Here is a 15995-nt window from a genome sequence, read left to right on the forward strand (position 1 = left end):
GCTGTTTCGGGGAACGGTCAGACCAGGGATTCCAGCAGCGTGTGCAAGGTGGCCTTCGGGTCGTGCCCGGCCTCCGTCGTGCGCCACGCGACGAACCCGTCCGGACGCACCAGCACCGCGCCGTCAGGCGCGACCCCGTAGGCCTTCGCCCAGTCGGCACCCTCGTCCTCCACCAGCTCACGGCCGATCCGGAACGAGCGCAACGGCACCGCGGTTTCGGTGGCGACCACGGTGGCCGCGTCGTGCCACTTCTCGCCGTCGGGGCCGGCCAGCAGCACGTACGAGCCGAAGAACAGCTCGACCGTCGAAACGCGCTTCCCGTCGCGGCGGAGCCACACGTGCGGGGCCCGGGTGCCGGGCTGCCCGGTCAGCTCCAGGCGCGGCGTGAGCACCGGGGCGTCGTCGTCCTCGACCGCGATGGCCGGCGACGACGAATACCGGTAGCCGAGGGTGACGATGATGTCGTCGACCATCCGGGCCCGGTCCGCCGCCGAGGCGTGGCCGTGCCGGATCCGGTTGCGCAGCAACGCCTGGTCGGCCATGGCCGTCCCGAGTGGACGCCGCTCGGCGTCGTAGCTGTCGAGCAGCCGGTCCCCGCCCCAGCCGCGCAGGACGGCCGCGAGTTTCCACGCCAGGTTGTGCGCGTCGTGGATGCCCGTGTTGGCGCCGAACCCGCCCGCGGGCGGGTGCACGTGCGCGGCGTCCCCGGCGAGCAGCACCCGCCCGGCCCGGAACGTGGTGGCCACCCGCTGGGCACCCTCCCACGGCACGGTGCCGACGATCTCGACCTCGAGGTCGGGCACCCCGGCGGCGTCCCGCACGACCTGCACGCACCGCTCCTCGGTGAAGTCGGCCGGTGACTCCTCGGCCGGGTCGTACAGCGCGGCGCCGGCCCACGGGTCGCACCCGTGCAGCCGGGACAGCGTCATCACCGTCGGGCCCTTGGTGGCGTAGCACAGGATGAACTTGCGGTCGTGCATCACGCTTTCCAGGCGCGGGGCCCGGAAGTAGATGCTCAGGGCGTGGAAGACCGTGCCCCGCCCCTCCTGGGTGATCCCGAGCGTGCGCCGGACGAAGCTGCTCGCGCCGTCGGCGGCGACGAGGTAATCGGCTTCGATCGTCCGCCGCGTGCCGTCGGCGACGGACTCCAGTTCGGCGGTCACCCCGTCCTCACCGGCGGTGAAGGAGACGAGCTTGGTGCCGAACTCCAGCGTTGCGCCGCCCGCGCGGGCGTGCTCGGCCAGCACGCGCTCGTAGCGGTCTTGGCCGCAGCCCATCACCCGCTGCGGGCTGATCTCCGCGCCGTCCAGAGACGGCGACTCGACGACTTCGGCGGTGCCGATCTCGGCCAGGGTCGGGGTGCGGAGGATGCCGCCCTCGAAGTACGGGTGGGAGTCCCCCATCTCGAGCGCGCGGATCGCCCGCTCGAGGCCCGCCGCGGCGAAGATCTCCAGCGTCCGGGCCTGGATGCCCGGTGCGCGCGGCAGCCACGACGTGGAGTCCCGGCGCTCCACCAGTGTCGGCGCGATGCCGTGCCGGGTCAGGAACAGCGCGGTGGACAGGCCGACCGGGCCGCCGCCGACGACGAGGACGGGCACCCGTGCGGAGCTCATGCGGGCTTCCGGGCGATGACGAGGGTGTCGTGGTCGCCGAGGCGCACGGTGTCCACATCGGACAGCCCGGCCGCGGCGAGGTACTCCTCGCACTCGGCGAGGGTGTACTCGGACCCACCGGGCGAGAGCAGCTGCATGTTGAGGCTGATCAGCGTGTTCCACGGGTCGGCCGGTGCCGGTTCCAGCAGCATGTCGTAGATCAGCAGCGCACCGCCCGGGTTCACCGCCCGCGCCATCCGCCGCACCAGTTCGGTCCGCTCGGCCGGGCCCCAGTCGTGCAGGACGTGCCCGGTGACGACGACGTCGGCCGCGGGCAGTTCGGTGGTGAACGCGTCGCCGCCGGCGAACCGCGCCCGGTCGGTCAGCCCGAAGCCGGCGATGTGCTCGTCGAACATGGGCTCGATCGGGGGCAGGTCGAACACCGTCCCGGTCAGGTGCGGGTGGGCCTTGAGCACCTGCGCGAGCAGGTTGCCGCGCGCGCCGCCGACGTCGAGCACCGTGCGGTGGGCGCTCCAGTCGAACTTCGTCGCCAGTTCCGGCGCCAGCGGCCCGGAAACGGCGTCCATCATCCGCAGGAAGTTCCGCAGGTGATCGGGGTTGCCCATCATCTTTTCGAAGGCGGCGGCCTGGTCTTCGCGGCCGGCCAGCTGCGGTTCGCCGGTGCGCAGCAGCCCGGAGAGGTTCTCCCACGCCGGGTACATCATCCGGTTCGCGCGTTCGAGGAACGCGCCGCCGTAGGTCGGCTTGGTCTTGTCGAGGTAGGTGTCGGCGGCCGGGCTCGCCGCGTACTTGCCGTCCTCGTGGTGCACGAGCCCGGTGCAGGTCAACGCGGTCAGGAAATCCCGGGCGGCGCGGGGGTGCAGCCCGAGCGCGGCGCACAGCTCGTCCCGGGTCGCGGGCCCGGCCCCCAGCCGGGTGAAGAGGCCGAGCTCGACGGCGGCCAGCACGACCTTCGCTTCGGCGAACGCGATACCCAGCCGGTTGATGTCGTTCAAAGTGGACGGACCGCTCACATCGGTCTCCTTTCGGGGCGTCGGGCCGAACAACACCACCAGGCGCTCGAAAAAGACTCGGGTCCGCGTGCGGTGCGGTTGTTCCGGCCGGCCTCGCGCGCGTGGCCGGCCGCGCGCGCGAGGCCGCGAGTCCTTCTCCAGCAGTGCTCGAAGCGACCGCCGCATGCTCGCCGCATGGTCCTAGGTCGCCCACGCTGGTTCGTCACGTTGTTCCTCACGGATATGTGGGAACGCTTCAGCTTCTTCGGCATGATCGCGATCCTCGCGCTCTACGCCGCGGCCCCACCCGCCCGCGGCGGGCTCGGCCTGCCGATGGGAACCGCGGCCGCGCTCTTCGGCGCGTACGTCGGTCTCGTCTTCATGGCCGCCATGCCCGGCGGCTGGCTCGGCGACCGGGTGCTCGGCGAGCGCCGGGCCGTGGTGATCGGTGGCTCGGGCATCGCGCTCGGGCACTTCACCATGCTCGTCCCGGCCGCCGCCGCGACGTGGCTCGGGCTCGGGCTGATCGCCGCGGGCACCGGGCTGCTCAAGCCGAACATGCTCGCGCTGCTCGGCCGGTTCCACGGACCCGGCCAGAGCGCGCAGCGCGAGTCGACGCTCTCGCTGTTCTACGTCAGCATCCAGCTGTCCGCACTGGTCGCGCCGCTGGTGACCGGGTTCCTGGGGGAGACCGTCGACTGGCACCTCGGGTTCGCCGCCGCCGGCGTCGGCATGACCTTCGGGGTCGCGCAGTTCGTGCTGGGCAGCCGGTCCTTCGGCGACCTGGGGCGGAAACCGGGGCACCCGGCCTCGGCGGCCGAGCGCCGCAAGGCCGCCCTGATCGCCGGGATCGCCGCCGGCGTCGTCGCCGTGCCGGCGGCCGCCGACGTGCTGGCGGGCACGTTCACCCTGATGCACGTCGTGATCGCGATGGGCCTGCTTTCGCTGATCGCGCCGGTGGCCTACTTCCTGGTCCTGCGCCGCAGCCCCGCGCTGAGCGTGCCGCAGCGGAGCCGGGTGACGGCGTTCGGCTGGGTGCTCGCCGCGACCGCGTTGTTCTGGATGTTCGTCATCCAGGGCAACTCCCTGCTCAGCCTGTTCGCCCAGCACGCGACCGACCGGCGGCTCGGCGGGTTCACGATCCCGGCCGGCTGGTTCGCCTCCGCGACCCCGTTGTTCATGCTCGTGCTCGCGCCGGTGCTCGCGGTGCTGTGGACCCGCGCGGGCGAGCGCATCCCGCTGCCCGTGAAGATCGCCATCGGGCTGGCCGCCGCCGCGGGGTCGATGCTGCTGATGAGCGCCGCATCGGGGCTCGCCGCCGGCGGCCTGGTCTCACCCTGGTGGCTGATCGCGGTCTACCTGCTGCTCGCCCTCGGCGAGGTGGTGCTCGCGCCGGTCGGCCTCAGCGCTTCGGTGGACGTCGCGCCGTCGACCTTCGCCGGGCGCACGATGGGGCTGTACTGGATGTGCTCGGCCTTCGGTGCCGGCATCGGCAGCCAGCTCGTGCACTTGTCCGCGGTGCTCCCGCGCCCGGTCTACTACCTCGTGCTGGCGGGCGCCGGCCTCGGCTCCGGGCTCGCGCTCGTGCTCGCCCGGCGGTCGCTGACCGCCCGGCTCGCCGTGCCCGTCACGGGCACACCCGCCGCGCCCGCGGTGGCCGTCGCGGCCCGCTGAGTTCCGCCCGAGGAGCGCCGATTCCCCGCGGAATCGGCGCTCCTCCCATTGTCCGCCTTCCCGTGCCTCGAAAATCCGGCCGGTGAAATAGTGCGGAACGAAATACTTCGGAAAGGAAGTGCCGTGAACCGAACGCGGGATTTCGCCGCATTGACCGTGCTGTGCTTTCTCAACGAAGGCGACCGGCATCCGTACGAGATGCTGCGGCTGATCCGCCAGCGGCACAAGGACAACATCATCCCCGGGCTGCCGCGCAGCATCTACCGGGCCATCGAGCGGCTGCAGGCCGACGGGCTGATCGAGCCGGTCGAGACCACCCGGGAGGGGCGCCGCCCGGAGCGGACGGTGTACCGCATCACCCCCGACGGCGGTGAGGAGATGGCGACGCAGCTGTCCCGCCTGGTCACCACGCCGGAGGAGATCCCGGCCTTCGGCGCGGCGTTGTCGCTGCTCGGGAACCTGGACGCCGACCTGCAGGTGTCGGCGCTGCGGCAGCGCCGGATCCGGCTCGAAGGCCGGCTCGCCGAGTACGCCGCCCAGCTGGCGGCCGCGGGCCCGCACCTGGAGTTCAAGCGCGTCATGGAGCTGGACTACCTGTGCGCCGTCGGGCACGCCGAGCTGGACTGGCTGCGCCGCGTGCTCGCCACGATGAGCGGCGATCCGGCCCGGGTGGGCTGAGCGGCGCCGCCGATTCCGCGTCCGGTCCGCGTGAAATCGCGGCCCGGCAAAAGTGCGACCGGATTTCGAACCGTTCTCTAATGCGGCCGACGAACATCGTCCCTGCCCGCGAAAACATCGGGACCTCGCTTCAGGGAAGGGCGGCACGGGTGGAACGCACTCTCATCGTGGCACGCATGGATCCGGACTCGGCGGAATCGGTGGCCGGGATATTCGGCGAGTCCGACGCCGGGGAGCTCCCGGCGACGGTGGGTGTGACGGCGCGTTCGCTGTTCTCCTACCAGGGCTTGTACTTCCACCTCATCGAAGCCGAACGGCCGCTGGCCGAGGGGCTCGCCAAGGCCCGCAAGAGTCCCTTGTGGACCGACATCAACACGAAGCTCGACGCGTTCATCACCCCGTACGACCCGCAGACCTGGCGTGGCCCGGCCGACGCGATGGCGCACCGCTTCTACAGCTGGCGGGCCGTCTGATGGGGGAGCTGAAGATCGCCTCCTACGCCGACGCCGAGCCCAACCGCCGCCGCGGCGGCGAGCTGCGAGTCGTCCTGGGGCCCAAGACCGCCGGCGCCACGACCGGCTTCCTCGGGGTGCTGACCCTGCAGCCGGGGGAGTTCGTCTCGGAGCACTACCACCCCTACTCCGAGGAGTTCCTCTACGTCACGCGCGGCGAGCTGACCGCCCGCGTCGACGGCGCGGCCTACGTCCTGTACGAGGGTGAAGGCCTCGTCGTGCCGAAGAACGCCCGCCACCGGGTGGAGAACCACACCGGCGAGCCCGCCGAGGCGGTGTTCCACCTGTGCCCGCTGGCCCCGCGCCCGGAGCTCGGCCACGTCGACACCGAGGAGCTGCCGGCGCCGGCCGAGGCCCAGCCGGCCGTGGGGGCACCGTGACGAGGACCGCGGTCATCACCGGCATCGGCGTCGTCGCCCCGGGCGGCATCGGCACCAAGGCCTTCTGGGCGTTGCTCACCGAAGGCCGCACCGCGACCCGGCCGATCTCGGCCTTCGACGCCTCCCGGTTCCGCTCGCGCATCGCGGCCGAGTGCGACTTCGAGGGCGAGCTCAACGGCCTGACCGCCGAGGAGTCCGGGCGCCTCGACCGCGCGGCGCAGTTCGCGCTCGTCTGCGCGGACGAAGCCGTGGTCGACGGCGGCCTGGACCCGGGTGCGCTCGACCCGTACCGGCTCGGCGTCACGATCGGCAGCGCCGTCGGCGCCACCATCGGGCTGGAGAACGAGTACCTCACCGTCTCCGCGGGGGCCCGCGACTGGGTGGTCGACCCCGCCAAGGCCGCCCCGCAGCTGTACGAGTACCTCGTCCCGAGCAGTTTCGCGGCCGAAGTCGCCTGGCGCTGCGGCGCACAGGGCCCGGTCGCCACGATCTCCACCGGCTGCACCTCCGGGCTCGACGCGATCGGCCACGCGGCCGGGCTCATCGAGTCCGGCGAGGCCGACGTCATGCTCGCCGGCGCCACCGACGCGCCGATCTCGCCGATCACCGTCGCCTGCTTCGACGCGATCAAGGCCACGTCCCCCGACAACGACGACGCCGCGCGCGCGTCCCGTCCGTTCGACCGCACGCGCAACGGTTTCGTGCTCGGCGAAGGGGCCGCCGTCTTCGTCGTCGAGGAAGCCGAGAGCGCCCGGCGACGCGGCGCGCACGTCTACTGCGCGGTCTCCGGCTTCGCGACCAGGGCGAACGCCTACCACATGACGGGGCTGAAACCCGACGGCCGCGAGCTGGCCGAGGCCATCGACGTCGCTCTCCGCCGGGCCAGCCTGCCCGGCGACCGCGTCGGCTACGTCAACGCCCACGGTTCGGGCACCAAGCAGAACGACCGGCACGAGACCGCCGCGGTCAAACGCAGCCTCGGCGCGCACGCCTACCGCGTGCCGGTCAGCTCGATCAAGTCGATGATCGGGCACTCGCTCGGCGCGATCGGCTCGCTGGAGGTCGCGGCCTGCGCGCTGGCGCTGGAGCACCAGGTCGTGCCGCCGACGGCGAACCTGCACGAGCGCGACCCGGAATGCGATCTCGACTACGTGCCGAACGTCGCCCGGGAAACCGGGCTGGACACCGTGCTCACCGTCGGCAGCGGCTTCGGCGGGTTCCAGACGGCCGTTGTCCTGACCCGGGAGCCGGTATGACGACTGTGACCACTGTGACGACTGTGCCGACATCGGAGACGGCGGCGGCCGCCCCGGTGATCACCGGGATCGGGGTGGTCGCGCCCAACGGCGTCGGCGTCGAGGACTTCTGGGCGAACGTGCTGGCCGGGCGCAGCGGGCTCGCGCCGGTGACCCGGTTCGACGCCACGGGCTACCCGGTCTCGCAGGTCGGTGCGGTGTCCGACGAGGCGGAGTCCCTGCCCAACCGGATCACCGTGCAGACCGACCGCTGGACCCGGCTCGCCATGACCGCGACCGAGGAGGCCCTGCGGAACGCGGGCATCGGCGCCGGGGGTGAGCGGGACTTCGACGACTACGACCTCGCCGTGATCACCGCCAGTTCGTCCGGGGGCAACGAGTTCGGCCAGCGGGAGATCGAGCGGCTGTGGAGCGCCGGCCCGGAATACGTGTCGGTGTACCAGTCGATCGCGTGGTTCTACGCGGCGACCACCGGCCAGCTGTCCATCCGGCACGGGATGCGCGGCCCCTGCGGGGTCGTCGTCGCCGAGCAGGCGGGCGGCCTGGACGCGCTCGCGCAAAGCCGGCGGATGCTGCGCACCGGCACCAAGGCCGTGGTCACCGGCGGCACCGAGGCGGCGCTGTCGCCGTACGCGCTGGTGTGCCAAAGCGCCGGCGGGCAGTTCACCCGCGGCGAGTACCTGCCGTTCGACGTGCGGGCCTCCGGCCACGTGCCGGGCGAGGGCGGCGCGATCCTGGTGCTGGAGGACGAAAGCTCCGCCCGCGCCCGCGGAGTGTCCGAAGTGTACGGACGGGTCGCGGGGTACGCGGCGACGTTCGATCCCCGGCCGGGCTCCGGCCGCCCCGGCGGGCTGCTCCGGGCGATCACCGGCGCGCTGGCGGACGCGGGCCTGCGGCCGTCCGATGTGGACGTCGTGTTCGCCGACGGCGCGGGGACGCGAGAGCGCGACGCCGAGGAAGCCGCGGCACTGGCCGGGGTGTTCGGCGCCCGCGGGGTGCCGGTCACGGTGCCGAAGACGATGACCGGGCGGCTGGCCGCGGGCGGCGCGTCCCTGGACGTCGCCTGCGTGCTGCTGGCCATGCGCGACGGCGTCCTGCCGCCGACCGTCGGCGTCACCGAACTCGCCCACGACCTCGACCTGGTCTCCGAGCCCCGGCCCGCGCGGGTGCGGACCGCGCTGGTGCTGGCCCGGGGCTTCGGCGGGTTCAACTCGGCGCTCGTGCTCACCCGCTGATCCCTGACCACGAAGGAGGAGAACGTGCTCACGCTCGAAGATCTCAAACAGGTCCTGCGCACGTGCGGAACCGACGAGTCCGTCGACCTGGACGGCGACATCCTGGACGTCGAGATGGCCGAACTCGGCTACGACTCGCTGGCGGTGCTCGAGATCGCGGCGCGGCTGCAGCAGCGTTCCGGGCGCGGTATCCCCGAGGAGGTCACCGCCGAGTCGATGACGTTGCGGCAGCTGCTGGGCTACATCAACAACCCCGTCGGGATCGCCTGAGATGGCCGCGCACACGGACAACAGCGTGTTCATCGAGGCGCCGATGGAGCTGGTCTGGCAGCGGACCAACGACGTCGAGTCGTGGACCGAGCTGTTCGACGAGTACGGCGAGGCCACGGTGCTCGACCGCCGGGACGACCGGATCACCTTCCGGCTCGCGCTGCACCCAGACGAGAACGGCAAGGTGTGGGCGTGGGTGTCCGAACGGCGCCTCGACGAGGCGGCCCGCACCACGCTCTCGCACCGCGTCGAGACCGGACCGTTCAAGTACATGACGCTGTTCTGGGAGTACACCGAGGTCGCCGGCGGGGTGCGGCTGCGCTGGGTGCAGGACTTCGAGATGAAGCCCGGCGCCCCGCTCGACGACCACGCGATGGCCGCCCGGATCAACGGGAACAGCGTCCGGCAGCAGGCGAGGATCAAGCAGCTCCTCGAGCAGGCCGCGCGCGAAGCCGAAGTGCCGGTCTGAGCTCATGGGCTACCAGATCGCCGCGCTGCTGGCGCTGGTCTGCGGCGGGATCGCCGCGGGCGACATGTTCTGCACCACCGTCGGGCTCGCGCCGATGATGCAGGTGCTGTCCTACCGGCGTTACGTCGAAATGGTGCAGTACCTGCAGCCGCGGTACGACCCGGCGATGCCGATCATCAACGCGGTCGCGCTGCTGGCCAACGTGGTCGCCGCGATCACCGCGCCCTCGGGCGCCTGGTTCGTGGTCGCCGCGGTGCTCGTCGCGTCGGTGATCGCGGTGTCGGTCGCCAAGGCCGTGCCGATCAACCGGTTCGTGCTGAAGCTCGACCCGGCGGCCGAACCCCCGGACTGGCCCAGCCGGGACCCGCGGGCGCGCTGGAAGGCGTGGAACACCGCCCGCACGGTCCTGATGGCGGCCGCGCTGCTCGCCGACGGCATCGCCGTCCTGTACTGACCCCCTTCGAAGGAGAGACATGAGCATCAGGCTCGACGGCAAACGGGTGCTGGTCACCGGCGGGACCGGGGGGATCGGCCGCGGCCTGTCCCACGCGTTCGCCGGGGCGGGCGCCGGCCTCGTCACCTGCGGGCGGTCGGACGAAGAGGCCGCCGCCAGGATGTCCCGCGAGCTCAAGGAGATCGGCGGGGAACACCACGTCGTGCTCGCCGACGTCACCCGGCCCGACCAGGTCGACACGCTCCTGGAGGAGTGCCGCACGCGGCTGGGCGGGCTGGACGTCCTGGTCAGCAACGCCGGGGCGATCAGCCACATCCCGTTCGCCGAGCTGCCGCTCGAGGAGTGGAAGCGCGTCCTCGACACCAACCTGACCGCGGCCTACCTGCTGATCTCGAAGGCGCTGCCGCTGCTGTCCGACGGCGCGTCCATCGTGCTGATCGGCTCCCGGGTGGCGACCGTCGGCATCCCGCTGCGGGCGCACTACACGGCGTCGAAGTCGGCGCTGATCGGGCTCGCGCGGTCGCTGGCCAAGGAGCTGGGTGGCCGCCGGATCCGGGTCAACGTGGTGGCGCCCGGCGTGATCGAGACGCCGGAACGCCCGCTGCCGGACGAAGTCAAGCAGCGTTATCACCAGCTCACGGCGATCGGCAGGCTGGGCAGCCCGGCGGAGATCGCCAACGCGGTGCTGTTCCTGGCCAGCGACCTGTCGTCCTACATCACCGGCGAGACCGTCCACGTCGACGGCGGAATCTGAAAGGGAACACGATGGCCGACAACGAGGTCTTCCGCGTCATGCTGCGGATGGAGGTCCTGCCCGGCAAGGGCGAGGAGTTCGAGAAGGTCTGGTACGACAGCGCCGGCACGATCACCGGCCAGCGCGCCAACCTCGGCCAGTGGCTCTCCCGCGGCGACGAGGAGGAGGGCGTCTACTACATCGTCAGCGACTGGGTCAGCGAGGAGCTGTTCCGCGAGTACGAGCGCAGCGAGGAGCACGTGGTGCACCGCGGCAAGCTGCACCCGTACCGCAGCAAGGGCTCCATGCAGACGATGCGGGTGGTGCACAACCTGGTCGGCGCCGGCGCCGGGGCTCCCGCGTGAGCCGGGTCCGGGTGCTGATCTACGCGGCGGCGCCGGAGAGCGACACCGGCGGCGTCACCGAGGCCTACCACCGCATCAGCGCCGAACTGTCCGGCACGCCGGGCCTGCTCGGCAACGAGCTGATGCAGTCGCTGGGCGAGGCCCGCTCGTTCGTCGTGATGAGCGAGTGGGCCGACCTGGACGCCTTCCGGAAGTGGGAGACCGGACCGGACCACCGCGGCACGACCTCGCCGCTGCGGCCCTACCAGGACGCCTCGCGGGGCAGCGCGTTCGGTCTCTACCAGGTCGTGGCCAGCTACTAGTGTCGCGCGGCTGAGGTTCGTCGACAGTCTCCTGGCGGCGGCTGGTCCGATGCAGTGAATGACTCATTCATGGCGTCGGACGCCAGGAATGAGTCATTCACTGCATGCGACACTAGGAGTCCATTGTGGTTGCCGTGCTCGAGGTGCTCGTGCTCGCGGGCAGCGGGATCGCGGCCGGCGTGCTGTTCTGCGTGGCGCTCAGCGTGGTGCCCGCATTCCGGGGGATGGAGCCCGAGCAGTACGTGGCCGCCCACCGGCTGATCGGGAAGAACTACGACCCGGTGATGCCGCTGACCGTGCTGGGCACCGTGGTGGCCGACGCCGTGCTGGCGATCGCCGGCGCGTCGGTCCTCTTCGGACTCGCGGCGGTGCTGCTGCTCGGCGTGTCCGCGGTTTCGCACCTGGCCAACGTGCCGATCAACCGGTCGGTCAAAACGCTCGAAACCGTTCCGTCCACTTGGGACGACCCGCGCCCGCGGTGGCGCAACTGGAACCTGCTGCGGACCGGTCTCGCGATCGCCGCACTGCTGGTCAACGCGATCGCCGTGGTCGCGACCGGATAGGAGGCAAATCGTGGAACTGGATTTGAAGGGCAAGCGGGCGCTCGTCACGGGCGGCACCCGCGGGATCGGCCGGGCCGTGACGCTCGGGCTGGCGTCGGCCGGCGCGACCGTGGTCGCCGTGCACCGGGAGGACACCGCCGCCGCGGAGTCGCTGCGGCGGGAGCTGGCCGAGCTCGGCGGCAGCGTCGTGCGCGCGGACGTGACCGTCGCGTCGGAGGTGGCGCGCGTCGCGGAGACCTGCAAGGCGCAGCTGGGCGGCCTGGACGTGCTGGTGAACAACGCGGGCGTGCACGGGCACGCCCCGCTGGCCGAGCTGGACCCGGCCGGGTGGACCCGGCTGATCGACACCGACCTGACGTCGATGTTCCTGGTCACCCAGGCGTGCGTGCCCCTGCTGGCCGAGGGCGCGAGCGTGGTCAACGTGGGTGCCTCGGTGGCGTTCCGCGGGATGGCGGGCGCGGCGCACTACACCGCGGCGAAAGCGGGCGTGATCGGCCTGACCCGGTCGCTGTGCAAAGAGTTCGGCGGGATCAGGGTCAACACGATCGCGCCGGGCGTGATCGACACCGGCGACGAGCTTCCGCCGCCGGTCGCCGAGCGGGTCAAGCGGATGACCGCGCTGGGCCGGCTCGGTACCCCGGAAGAGGTCGCCGGCGCGGTGCTGTTCCTCGCCAGTGACCTGTCGGCCTACGTCACCGGCGCGCTGCTGGCCGTCGACGGCGGAATGTGAACCAGGAGGCTTTGCCATGCCCTACGCGGCCATCACCTACGACATCAAGCCCGGCTTCGAAGACGAGATCGCCGGGATCTTCGCGAACTTCAAGCGGGCCGACTCGCCGATCATGCGCGACGAGAGCGGCACCGAGGTCGGCCGGCTCCTCGGCACCGCGGTGTTCATCCGCGACGCGCAGCTGGTCCGGTTCATCCACTACGAAGGCGACTTCGCCCAGATCGGCAGGCACATGGCCCGCCAGGAGGGCGTGCACCTGGTCGAGGAGCAGCTGAAGCCGTACCTCGCTTCGGAGCGCAACACCGAGACGCCCGAAGGCTTCCGGCAGCACTTCGCCAAGAGCCTGATGCGGTGCATCTCGCAGATCTCGGTGCCGCCGGCCGCGTTCGCCGCGGGCTGAGGCCGATGGACACCAAGACGATCGCCGTGCTCGGCCTCGGCGTGATGGGCTCGGGCATGGCGACGAGCCTGCTCGACCACGGTTACCGGGTGCTGGTGCACAACCGCACCGCCGCCAAGGCGGCCCCGCTGCTCGACCGCGGGGCCGAGCTCGCCGAGTCGGCCGAAGCCGCGGTGGCCGGCGCCGACCGCGTGCTGCTGAGCCTCGCCGACGAGCCGGCGGTGGACGCGGTGCTGGCCGCGGCCGGGCCGGCGATCCGCGCCGGCTTGTCCATTGTGGATACTTCGACGGTCTCGGCCGGGTACTCGCGGTCGCTCACCGCCCGGCTCGCGGACGAGGGGGTCACCCGGATCGAGGCCTGCGTGCTGGGCAACCCGGCGCAGGCCGCGGCCGGGCAGCTGCGGGTGCTCGCCGCCGGCGCGCGGGCGGCAGTCGAGTCGGCCGGTGACGTCCTCGACGCGATCGGCCGGGAGGTGTCCTACCTCGGCCCGATCGGCAACGCGGCCACCACGAAGCTGGTGTTCAACCTCCTGCTGGGCGGTCAGGTCGCGGCGCTGGCCGAGGCCGTGAACTACGGCGTGGCGGCGGGGCTGGACCGCGACCGGTTGCTGACGGCCATCGGGGCCAGCGGCTTCAGCTCGAAAGTCCTGTCGTTCCGGGCGGAGCTGATGCGTTCGCGCCGGTACGAGCCGGCCGCGTTCCGGTCCGCGCTGATGGCCAAGGACCTGAGGCTGGGCACCGGCGCGGCGGCCGAAGCGGGCGTCGGCACGCCGGTGCTGACCGCGGCCGCGCTGGCGTACGAGGCCGTGGTCGCGGCCGGAGCGGGCGACGCGGACGCCGCGATCCTCATCGAAGTCGCGGACGAGGCGACCGACCTCGGCCGCCGGGCGGCCGCGGTCCGCACCGACCTCGACGACGCGGGCTCCGCCGCCGACCCGGGGAACCACGCGGACGCCGCGATCCTCATCGACACCCCGGGAGGTTCCGCGTGACGCTCACCCGGCCCGCGCTCGTCCGGTCGCTGGACGAGCCCGGCCTCGAGCCGGCCGAGGCCGGGCGGAAGGCCGCCCGGCTGGCGCGGCTGCGGCAGGCCGGGTTCCCGGTGCCGCCGGGGCTGGTGCTCACCGTCGCCGCGTTCGAGGAGGGCGAGTTCTCGGCCGGTGTGCTGGCCGCGCTGCGGTCCGTGGCCGGCCACTTCGGCGACGTGCCGCTGGCGGTGCGGTCCTCGGGCGTCGCCGAGGACGGGGACGAGCAGTCCCACGCCGGGCAGTACGAAACGGTGCTCGGCGTGTCCGGGTTCGACGAGCTCGTCGCGGCCGTGCGCACCTGCTGGGAGTCGGCCGACGCGGCCCGGCTGCGCCAGTACCGCGGCCGCGCGGACCGGCCGGGGCTGGCCGTGCTGGTGCAGCCCCTGGTCCCGGCCGTCGCCGCCGGGGTGGCGTTCAGCGCCGACCCGGTCACCGGCGCGCGTGGCACGGTCCGCGTCGACGCCGTGCCGGGGCTCGGCGACCAGCTGGTCTCCGGCCGGGTCGTGCCGGACGAATGGGCCGTCACGGACGCGCCCGCCCTGGTCCGCGGGCCGCACGGGGTGCTGACCGCGGAGCAGGCCGGCCGCGTCGCGGACCTCGCGCGGCGGGTCGAGGCTGACGCCGGCTCGCCACAGGACATCGAATGGGCGTGGGACGGCGACGACGTCGTCCTGCTGCAGGCACGCCCGATCACGGCGTTGCCCGCCGCGGGGCCGGAGCCGGTCGCGATCGAGTTCGAGGTGCCGCCGGGGTTCTGGCTCCGCGGCGGGTACACGCTCAAGCCGCTGTCACCGATGAACACCTCGACCTTGATCCGGGCGGTCAACCGGACCAGCTCGAACCTGTTCACCTACGCGTTCGGCGAGCGGGTCGAGGTGCGGAACCTCGGCGGCTGGTCCTACGTGCGGATCGTGCCGCTGGCCTCGGTGGACGCGGTGCGCGAGCGGGCGGCGGAGGTGGTCGCGGCCGGCCGGGCCGACAAGCACGGCGAGATCGTCGACCGGTGGTACGCCGAGTGGCTCCCGGGCCTGCACGCCGCCTTGACCGCAGTCCGGTCGGTGGTCCTCGGCGAGCTGCCGGGGCCGGAGCTGGCCGCGGAACTGGACCGGCGGGTCGAGCTGGCCTACGAGGCACAGCGGCTGCACTTCCTCGTCGGCGGCGTGTCCAGCATGGTCTGGGGCGAACTCGGCGTCGTCTGCCGGGACCTGCTCGGCTGGGGCGCCGCGGAGATCCTCCCGATGCTGACCGGACTCCCCGGCCGAGCGGCCGAGCCCGCGCGAGAGCTGACCCGCCTGGCCCGCCTCGCCGCGCGCGACCCCGGCGTGCTCCGGGAGCCGGCCGGCGAATTCGCCGAAGCGTTCGAGGCCTACCTCGTCGAGTACGGCCAGCGCTGTCTCGGCGCGGACCTCGCCGAGCCGTCGCTGGCGGAACAGCCGCGGCTGGTGCTGAGCCTGATCCGGGACCGGCTCGACGCGGGCACCGACCCGGAGGCCGCCGCGGCGGCGGCGCTCGCCGAGCGCGAGGAGACCGTCGCGGCGGCTCGCGCCCGGCTGTCCGGCGCGGATCTCGCCCGGTTCGAACGCGCGCTGGCCCGCGCGCAACGCGCGTTCCCGCTGCGCGACGACACCGGGTTCGAGGCGCACGTCGCCTGGGCGCAGGTCCGGTACGCGCTGCGCGAACTGGCGGCCCGGCTGGTCTCGGGCGGACGGCTGGCCGACGTCGACGACATCTTCCTGCTCACCTTGGACGAAGCACGCACCGGCTTCGCCTCCGGTGCGGCGCAGCACGATCTGGTGTCGCTGCGCGCCGGCCAGCAGGCGTGGTCTCAGGCCCACCTCGGCCCGCAGACCTACGGCGAGTACCAGAGCGGGCCCGATCGGGAGGCGGTGCTGGCCGAGCTGGCCCCGGCCGATCGCGCGGTGCTGGAGCCGATGTTGTGGATCGACTCGGTGTCCGAGCTGGGCGCCGGGCACCGGGCGGCGGCGGGCGACCGGCTGCTGCGCGGGACGGCGGCGTCGGCGGGCCGGTACACCGGCGTCGTGCGGGTGGTGATCAGCGAGCGCGAGTTCGCGAAGCTGCGCCCCGGCGACGTGCTGGTCTGCCCGGAGACCACCCCGCAGTGGTCGGTGCTGTTCGGCGGCATCGGCGCACTGATCACCGACACCGGCGGGCTGCTCTCGCACCCGTCGATCCTCGCGCGCGAGCACGGCATCCCGGCCGTGGTGGCGACCGGCAACGCGACCGAGGTCCTGCGCGACGGCCAGCTGGTCACCGTGGACGGGACGACCGGCGCGGTCGAGGTCCTCGACGCGTCGTGACCGGCCACGTCCTTCTTCCCCGG

General features: G+C 72.7%; 19 protein-coding genes. 17 read left to right on the forward strand and 2 right to left on the reverse strand.

The window, feature by feature from the left end:
* Positions 1 to 17: 17 nt before the first annotated feature.
* Both ISP_RS06145 and ISP_RS06150 read right to left on the reverse strand, forming a co-directional pair.
* Positions 18 to 1613, reverse strand: a complete 1596-nt coding sequence (locus ISP_RS06145; protein WP_013227261.1) for an FAD-dependent monooxygenase — start codon at positions 1611 to 1613, stop codon at positions 18 to 20.
* On the reverse strand, positions 1610 to 2626 hold the full coding sequence (locus tag ISP_RS06150; protein ID WP_013227260.1) for a methyltransferase: 1017 nt from the start codon (positions 2624 to 2626) through the stop codon (positions 1610 to 1612). Before ISP_RS06150 ends, ISP_RS06145 begins: the two co-directional genes overlap by 4 nt.
* Positions 2627 to 2800: 174 nt before the next feature.
* Between ISP_RS06150 and ISP_RS06155 the strand changes: the two genes are divergently transcribed.
* The 17 genes from ISP_RS06155 (at position 2801) to ISP_RS06235 (ending at position 15972) form a co-directional block, all read left to right on the forward strand.
* A complete protein-coding gene (locus tag ISP_RS06155) occupies positions 2801 to 4279 on the forward strand; it encodes a peptide MFS transporter (RefSeq protein ID WP_071831502.1) in 1479 nt (492 codons plus the stop codon).
* Between the two features lie 123 nt (positions 4280 to 4402).
* Complete coding sequence (locus ISP_RS06160) at positions 4403 to 4957, forward strand: PadR family transcriptional regulator (protein WP_013227258.1); 555 nt, start codon at positions 4403 to 4405, stop codon at positions 4955 to 4957.
* A 176-nt stretch (positions 4958 to 5133) separates the two neighbouring features.
* Complete coding sequence (locus ISP_RS06165) at positions 5134 to 5430, forward strand: TcmI family type II polyketide cyclase (protein WP_014467263.1); 297 nt, start codon at positions 5134 to 5136, stop codon at positions 5428 to 5430.
* A complete protein-coding gene (locus tag ISP_RS06170; RefSeq protein WP_013227256.1) occupies positions 5430 to 5849 on the forward strand; it encodes a cupin domain-containing protein in 420 nt (139 codons plus the stop codon). The genes ISP_RS06165 and ISP_RS06170 overlap by 1 nt, the downstream gene beginning before the upstream one ends.
* A complete protein-coding gene (locus tag ISP_RS06175) occupies positions 5846 to 7105 on the forward strand; it encodes a beta-ketoacyl-[acyl-carrier-protein] synthase family protein (RefSeq protein ID WP_013227255.1) in 1260 nt (419 codons plus the stop codon). Before ISP_RS06170 ends, ISP_RS06175 begins: the two co-directional genes overlap by 4 nt.
* Complete coding sequence (locus tag ISP_RS06180; RefSeq protein WP_176742108.1) at positions 7102 to 8340, forward strand: ketosynthase chain-length factor; 1239 nt, start codon at positions 7102 to 7104, stop codon at positions 8338 to 8340. Before ISP_RS06175 ends, ISP_RS06180 begins: the two co-directional genes overlap by 4 nt.
* Positions 8341 to 8364: 24 nt before the next feature.
* Positions 8365 to 8610, forward strand: a complete 246-nt coding sequence (locus ISP_RS06185; protein WP_013227253.1) for an acyl carrier protein — start codon at positions 8365 to 8367, stop codon at positions 8608 to 8610.
* Position 8611: 1 nt separating this feature from the next.
* Positions 8612 to 9079 (forward strand): SRPBCC family protein, encoded by a 468-nt coding sequence (locus ISP_RS06190; protein WP_013227252.1) that lies wholly within the window; start codon positions 8612 to 8614, stop codon positions 9077 to 9079.
* 4 nt (positions 9080 to 9083) lie between these two features.
* Entirely contained in the window at positions 9084 to 9533 is a 450-nt protein-coding gene (locus ISP_RS06195) for an anthrone oxygenase family protein (RefSeq protein ID WP_013227251.1), read from the forward strand.
* 19 nt (positions 9534 to 9552) lie between these two features.
* Positions 9553 to 10287 (forward strand): SDR family NAD(P)-dependent oxidoreductase, encoded by a 735-nt coding sequence (locus ISP_RS06200; protein ID WP_013227250.1) that lies wholly within the window; start codon positions 9553 to 9555, stop codon positions 10285 to 10287.
* 11 nt (positions 10288 to 10298) lie between these two features.
* Entirely contained in the window at positions 10299 to 10631 is a 333-nt protein-coding gene (locus ISP_RS06205) for an antibiotic biosynthesis monooxygenase family protein (protein ID WP_013227249.1), read from the forward strand.
* Positions 10628 to 10933 carry an antibiotic biosynthesis monooxygenase family protein gene (locus ISP_RS06210; protein WP_013227248.1) on the forward strand — a complete coding sequence of 102 codons (306 nt, stop codon included), beginning with the start codon at positions 10628 to 10630 and terminating at the stop codon, positions 10931 to 10933. The genes ISP_RS06205 and ISP_RS06210 overlap by 4 nt, the downstream gene beginning before the upstream one ends.
* A gap of 134 nt (positions 10934 to 11067) precedes the next feature.
* Entirely contained in the window at positions 11068 to 11496 is a 429-nt protein-coding gene (locus tag ISP_RS06215; RefSeq protein ID WP_230468384.1) for an anthrone oxygenase family protein, read from the forward strand.
* 10 nt (positions 11497 to 11506) lie between these two features.
* A complete protein-coding gene (locus tag ISP_RS06220; protein WP_013227246.1) occupies positions 11507 to 12226 on the forward strand; it encodes an SDR family NAD(P)-dependent oxidoreductase in 720 nt (239 codons plus the stop codon).
* Between the two features lie 16 nt (positions 12227 to 12242).
* Positions 12243 to 12626, forward strand: coding sequence for a SchA/CurD-like domain-containing protein (locus ISP_RS06225; protein WP_013227245.1), 384 nt, complete (start codon positions 12243 to 12245; stop codon positions 12624 to 12626).
* A gap of 5 nt (positions 12627 to 12631) precedes the next feature.
* The gene (locus ISP_RS06230; RefSeq protein WP_013227244.1) at positions 12632 to 13618 is read left to right on the forward strand and encodes an NAD(P)-dependent oxidoreductase; all 987 of its coding nucleotides are present in this window, start codon (positions 12632 to 12634) and stop codon (positions 13616 to 13618) included.
* The gene (locus tag ISP_RS06235) at positions 13615 to 15972 is read left to right on the forward strand and encodes a PEP/pyruvate-binding domain-containing protein (RefSeq protein WP_013227243.1); all 2358 of its coding nucleotides are present in this window, start codon (positions 13615 to 13617) and stop codon (positions 15970 to 15972) included. The genes ISP_RS06230 and ISP_RS06235 overlap by 4 nt, the downstream gene beginning before the upstream one ends.
* The last annotated feature ends 23 nt before the right edge of the window (positions 15973 to 15995 follow it).

The organism is Amycolatopsis mediterranei (assembly GCF_026017845.1).
In the GTDB taxonomy this organism is placed as follows: domain Bacteria; phylum Actinomycetota; class Actinomycetes; order Mycobacteriales; family Pseudonocardiaceae; genus Amycolatopsis; species Amycolatopsis mediterranei.

Coding starts and splice junctions, on each gene's coding strand:
- ISP_RS06145 (WP_013227261.1), bottom strand. CDS start 1,613: ATGAGCTCCGCACGGGTGCCCGTCCTCGTCGTCGGCGGCGGCCCGGTC.
- ISP_RS06155 (WP_071831502.1), top strand. CDS start 2,801: ATGGTCCTAGGTCGCCCACGCTGGTTCGTCACGTTGTTCCTCACGGAT.
- ISP_RS06165 (WP_014467263.1), top strand. CDS start 5,134: ATGGATCCGGACTCGGCGGAATCGGTGGCCGGGATATTCGGCGAGTCC.
- ISP_RS06170 (WP_013227256.1), top strand. CDS start 5,430: ATGGGGGAGCTGAAGATCGCCTCCTACGCCGACGCCGAGCCCAACCGC.
- ISP_RS06180 (WP_176742108.1), top strand. CDS start 7,102: ATGACGACTGTGACCACTGTGACGACTGTGCCGACATCGGAGACGGCG.
- ISP_RS06190 (WP_013227252.1), top strand. CDS start 8,612: ATGGCCGCGCACACGGACAACAGCGTGTTCATCGAGGCGCCGATGGAG.
- ISP_RS06195 (WP_013227251.1), top strand. CDS start 9,084: ATGGGCTACCAGATCGCCGCGCTGCTGGCGCTGGTCTGCGGCGGGATC.
- ISP_RS06200 (WP_013227250.1), top strand. CDS start 9,553: ATGAGCATCAGGCTCGACGGCAAACGGGTGCTGGTCACCGGCGGGACC.
- ISP_RS06205 (WP_013227249.1), top strand. CDS start 10,299: ATGGCCGACAACGAGGTCTTCCGCGTCATGCTGCGGATGGAGGTCCTG.
- ISP_RS06225 (WP_013227245.1), top strand. CDS start 12,243: ATGCCCTACGCGGCCATCACCTACGACATCAAGCCCGGCTTCGAAGAC.
- ISP_RS06230 (WP_013227244.1), top strand. CDS start 12,632: ATGGACACCAAGACGATCGCCGTGCTCGGCCTCGGCGTGATGGGCTCG.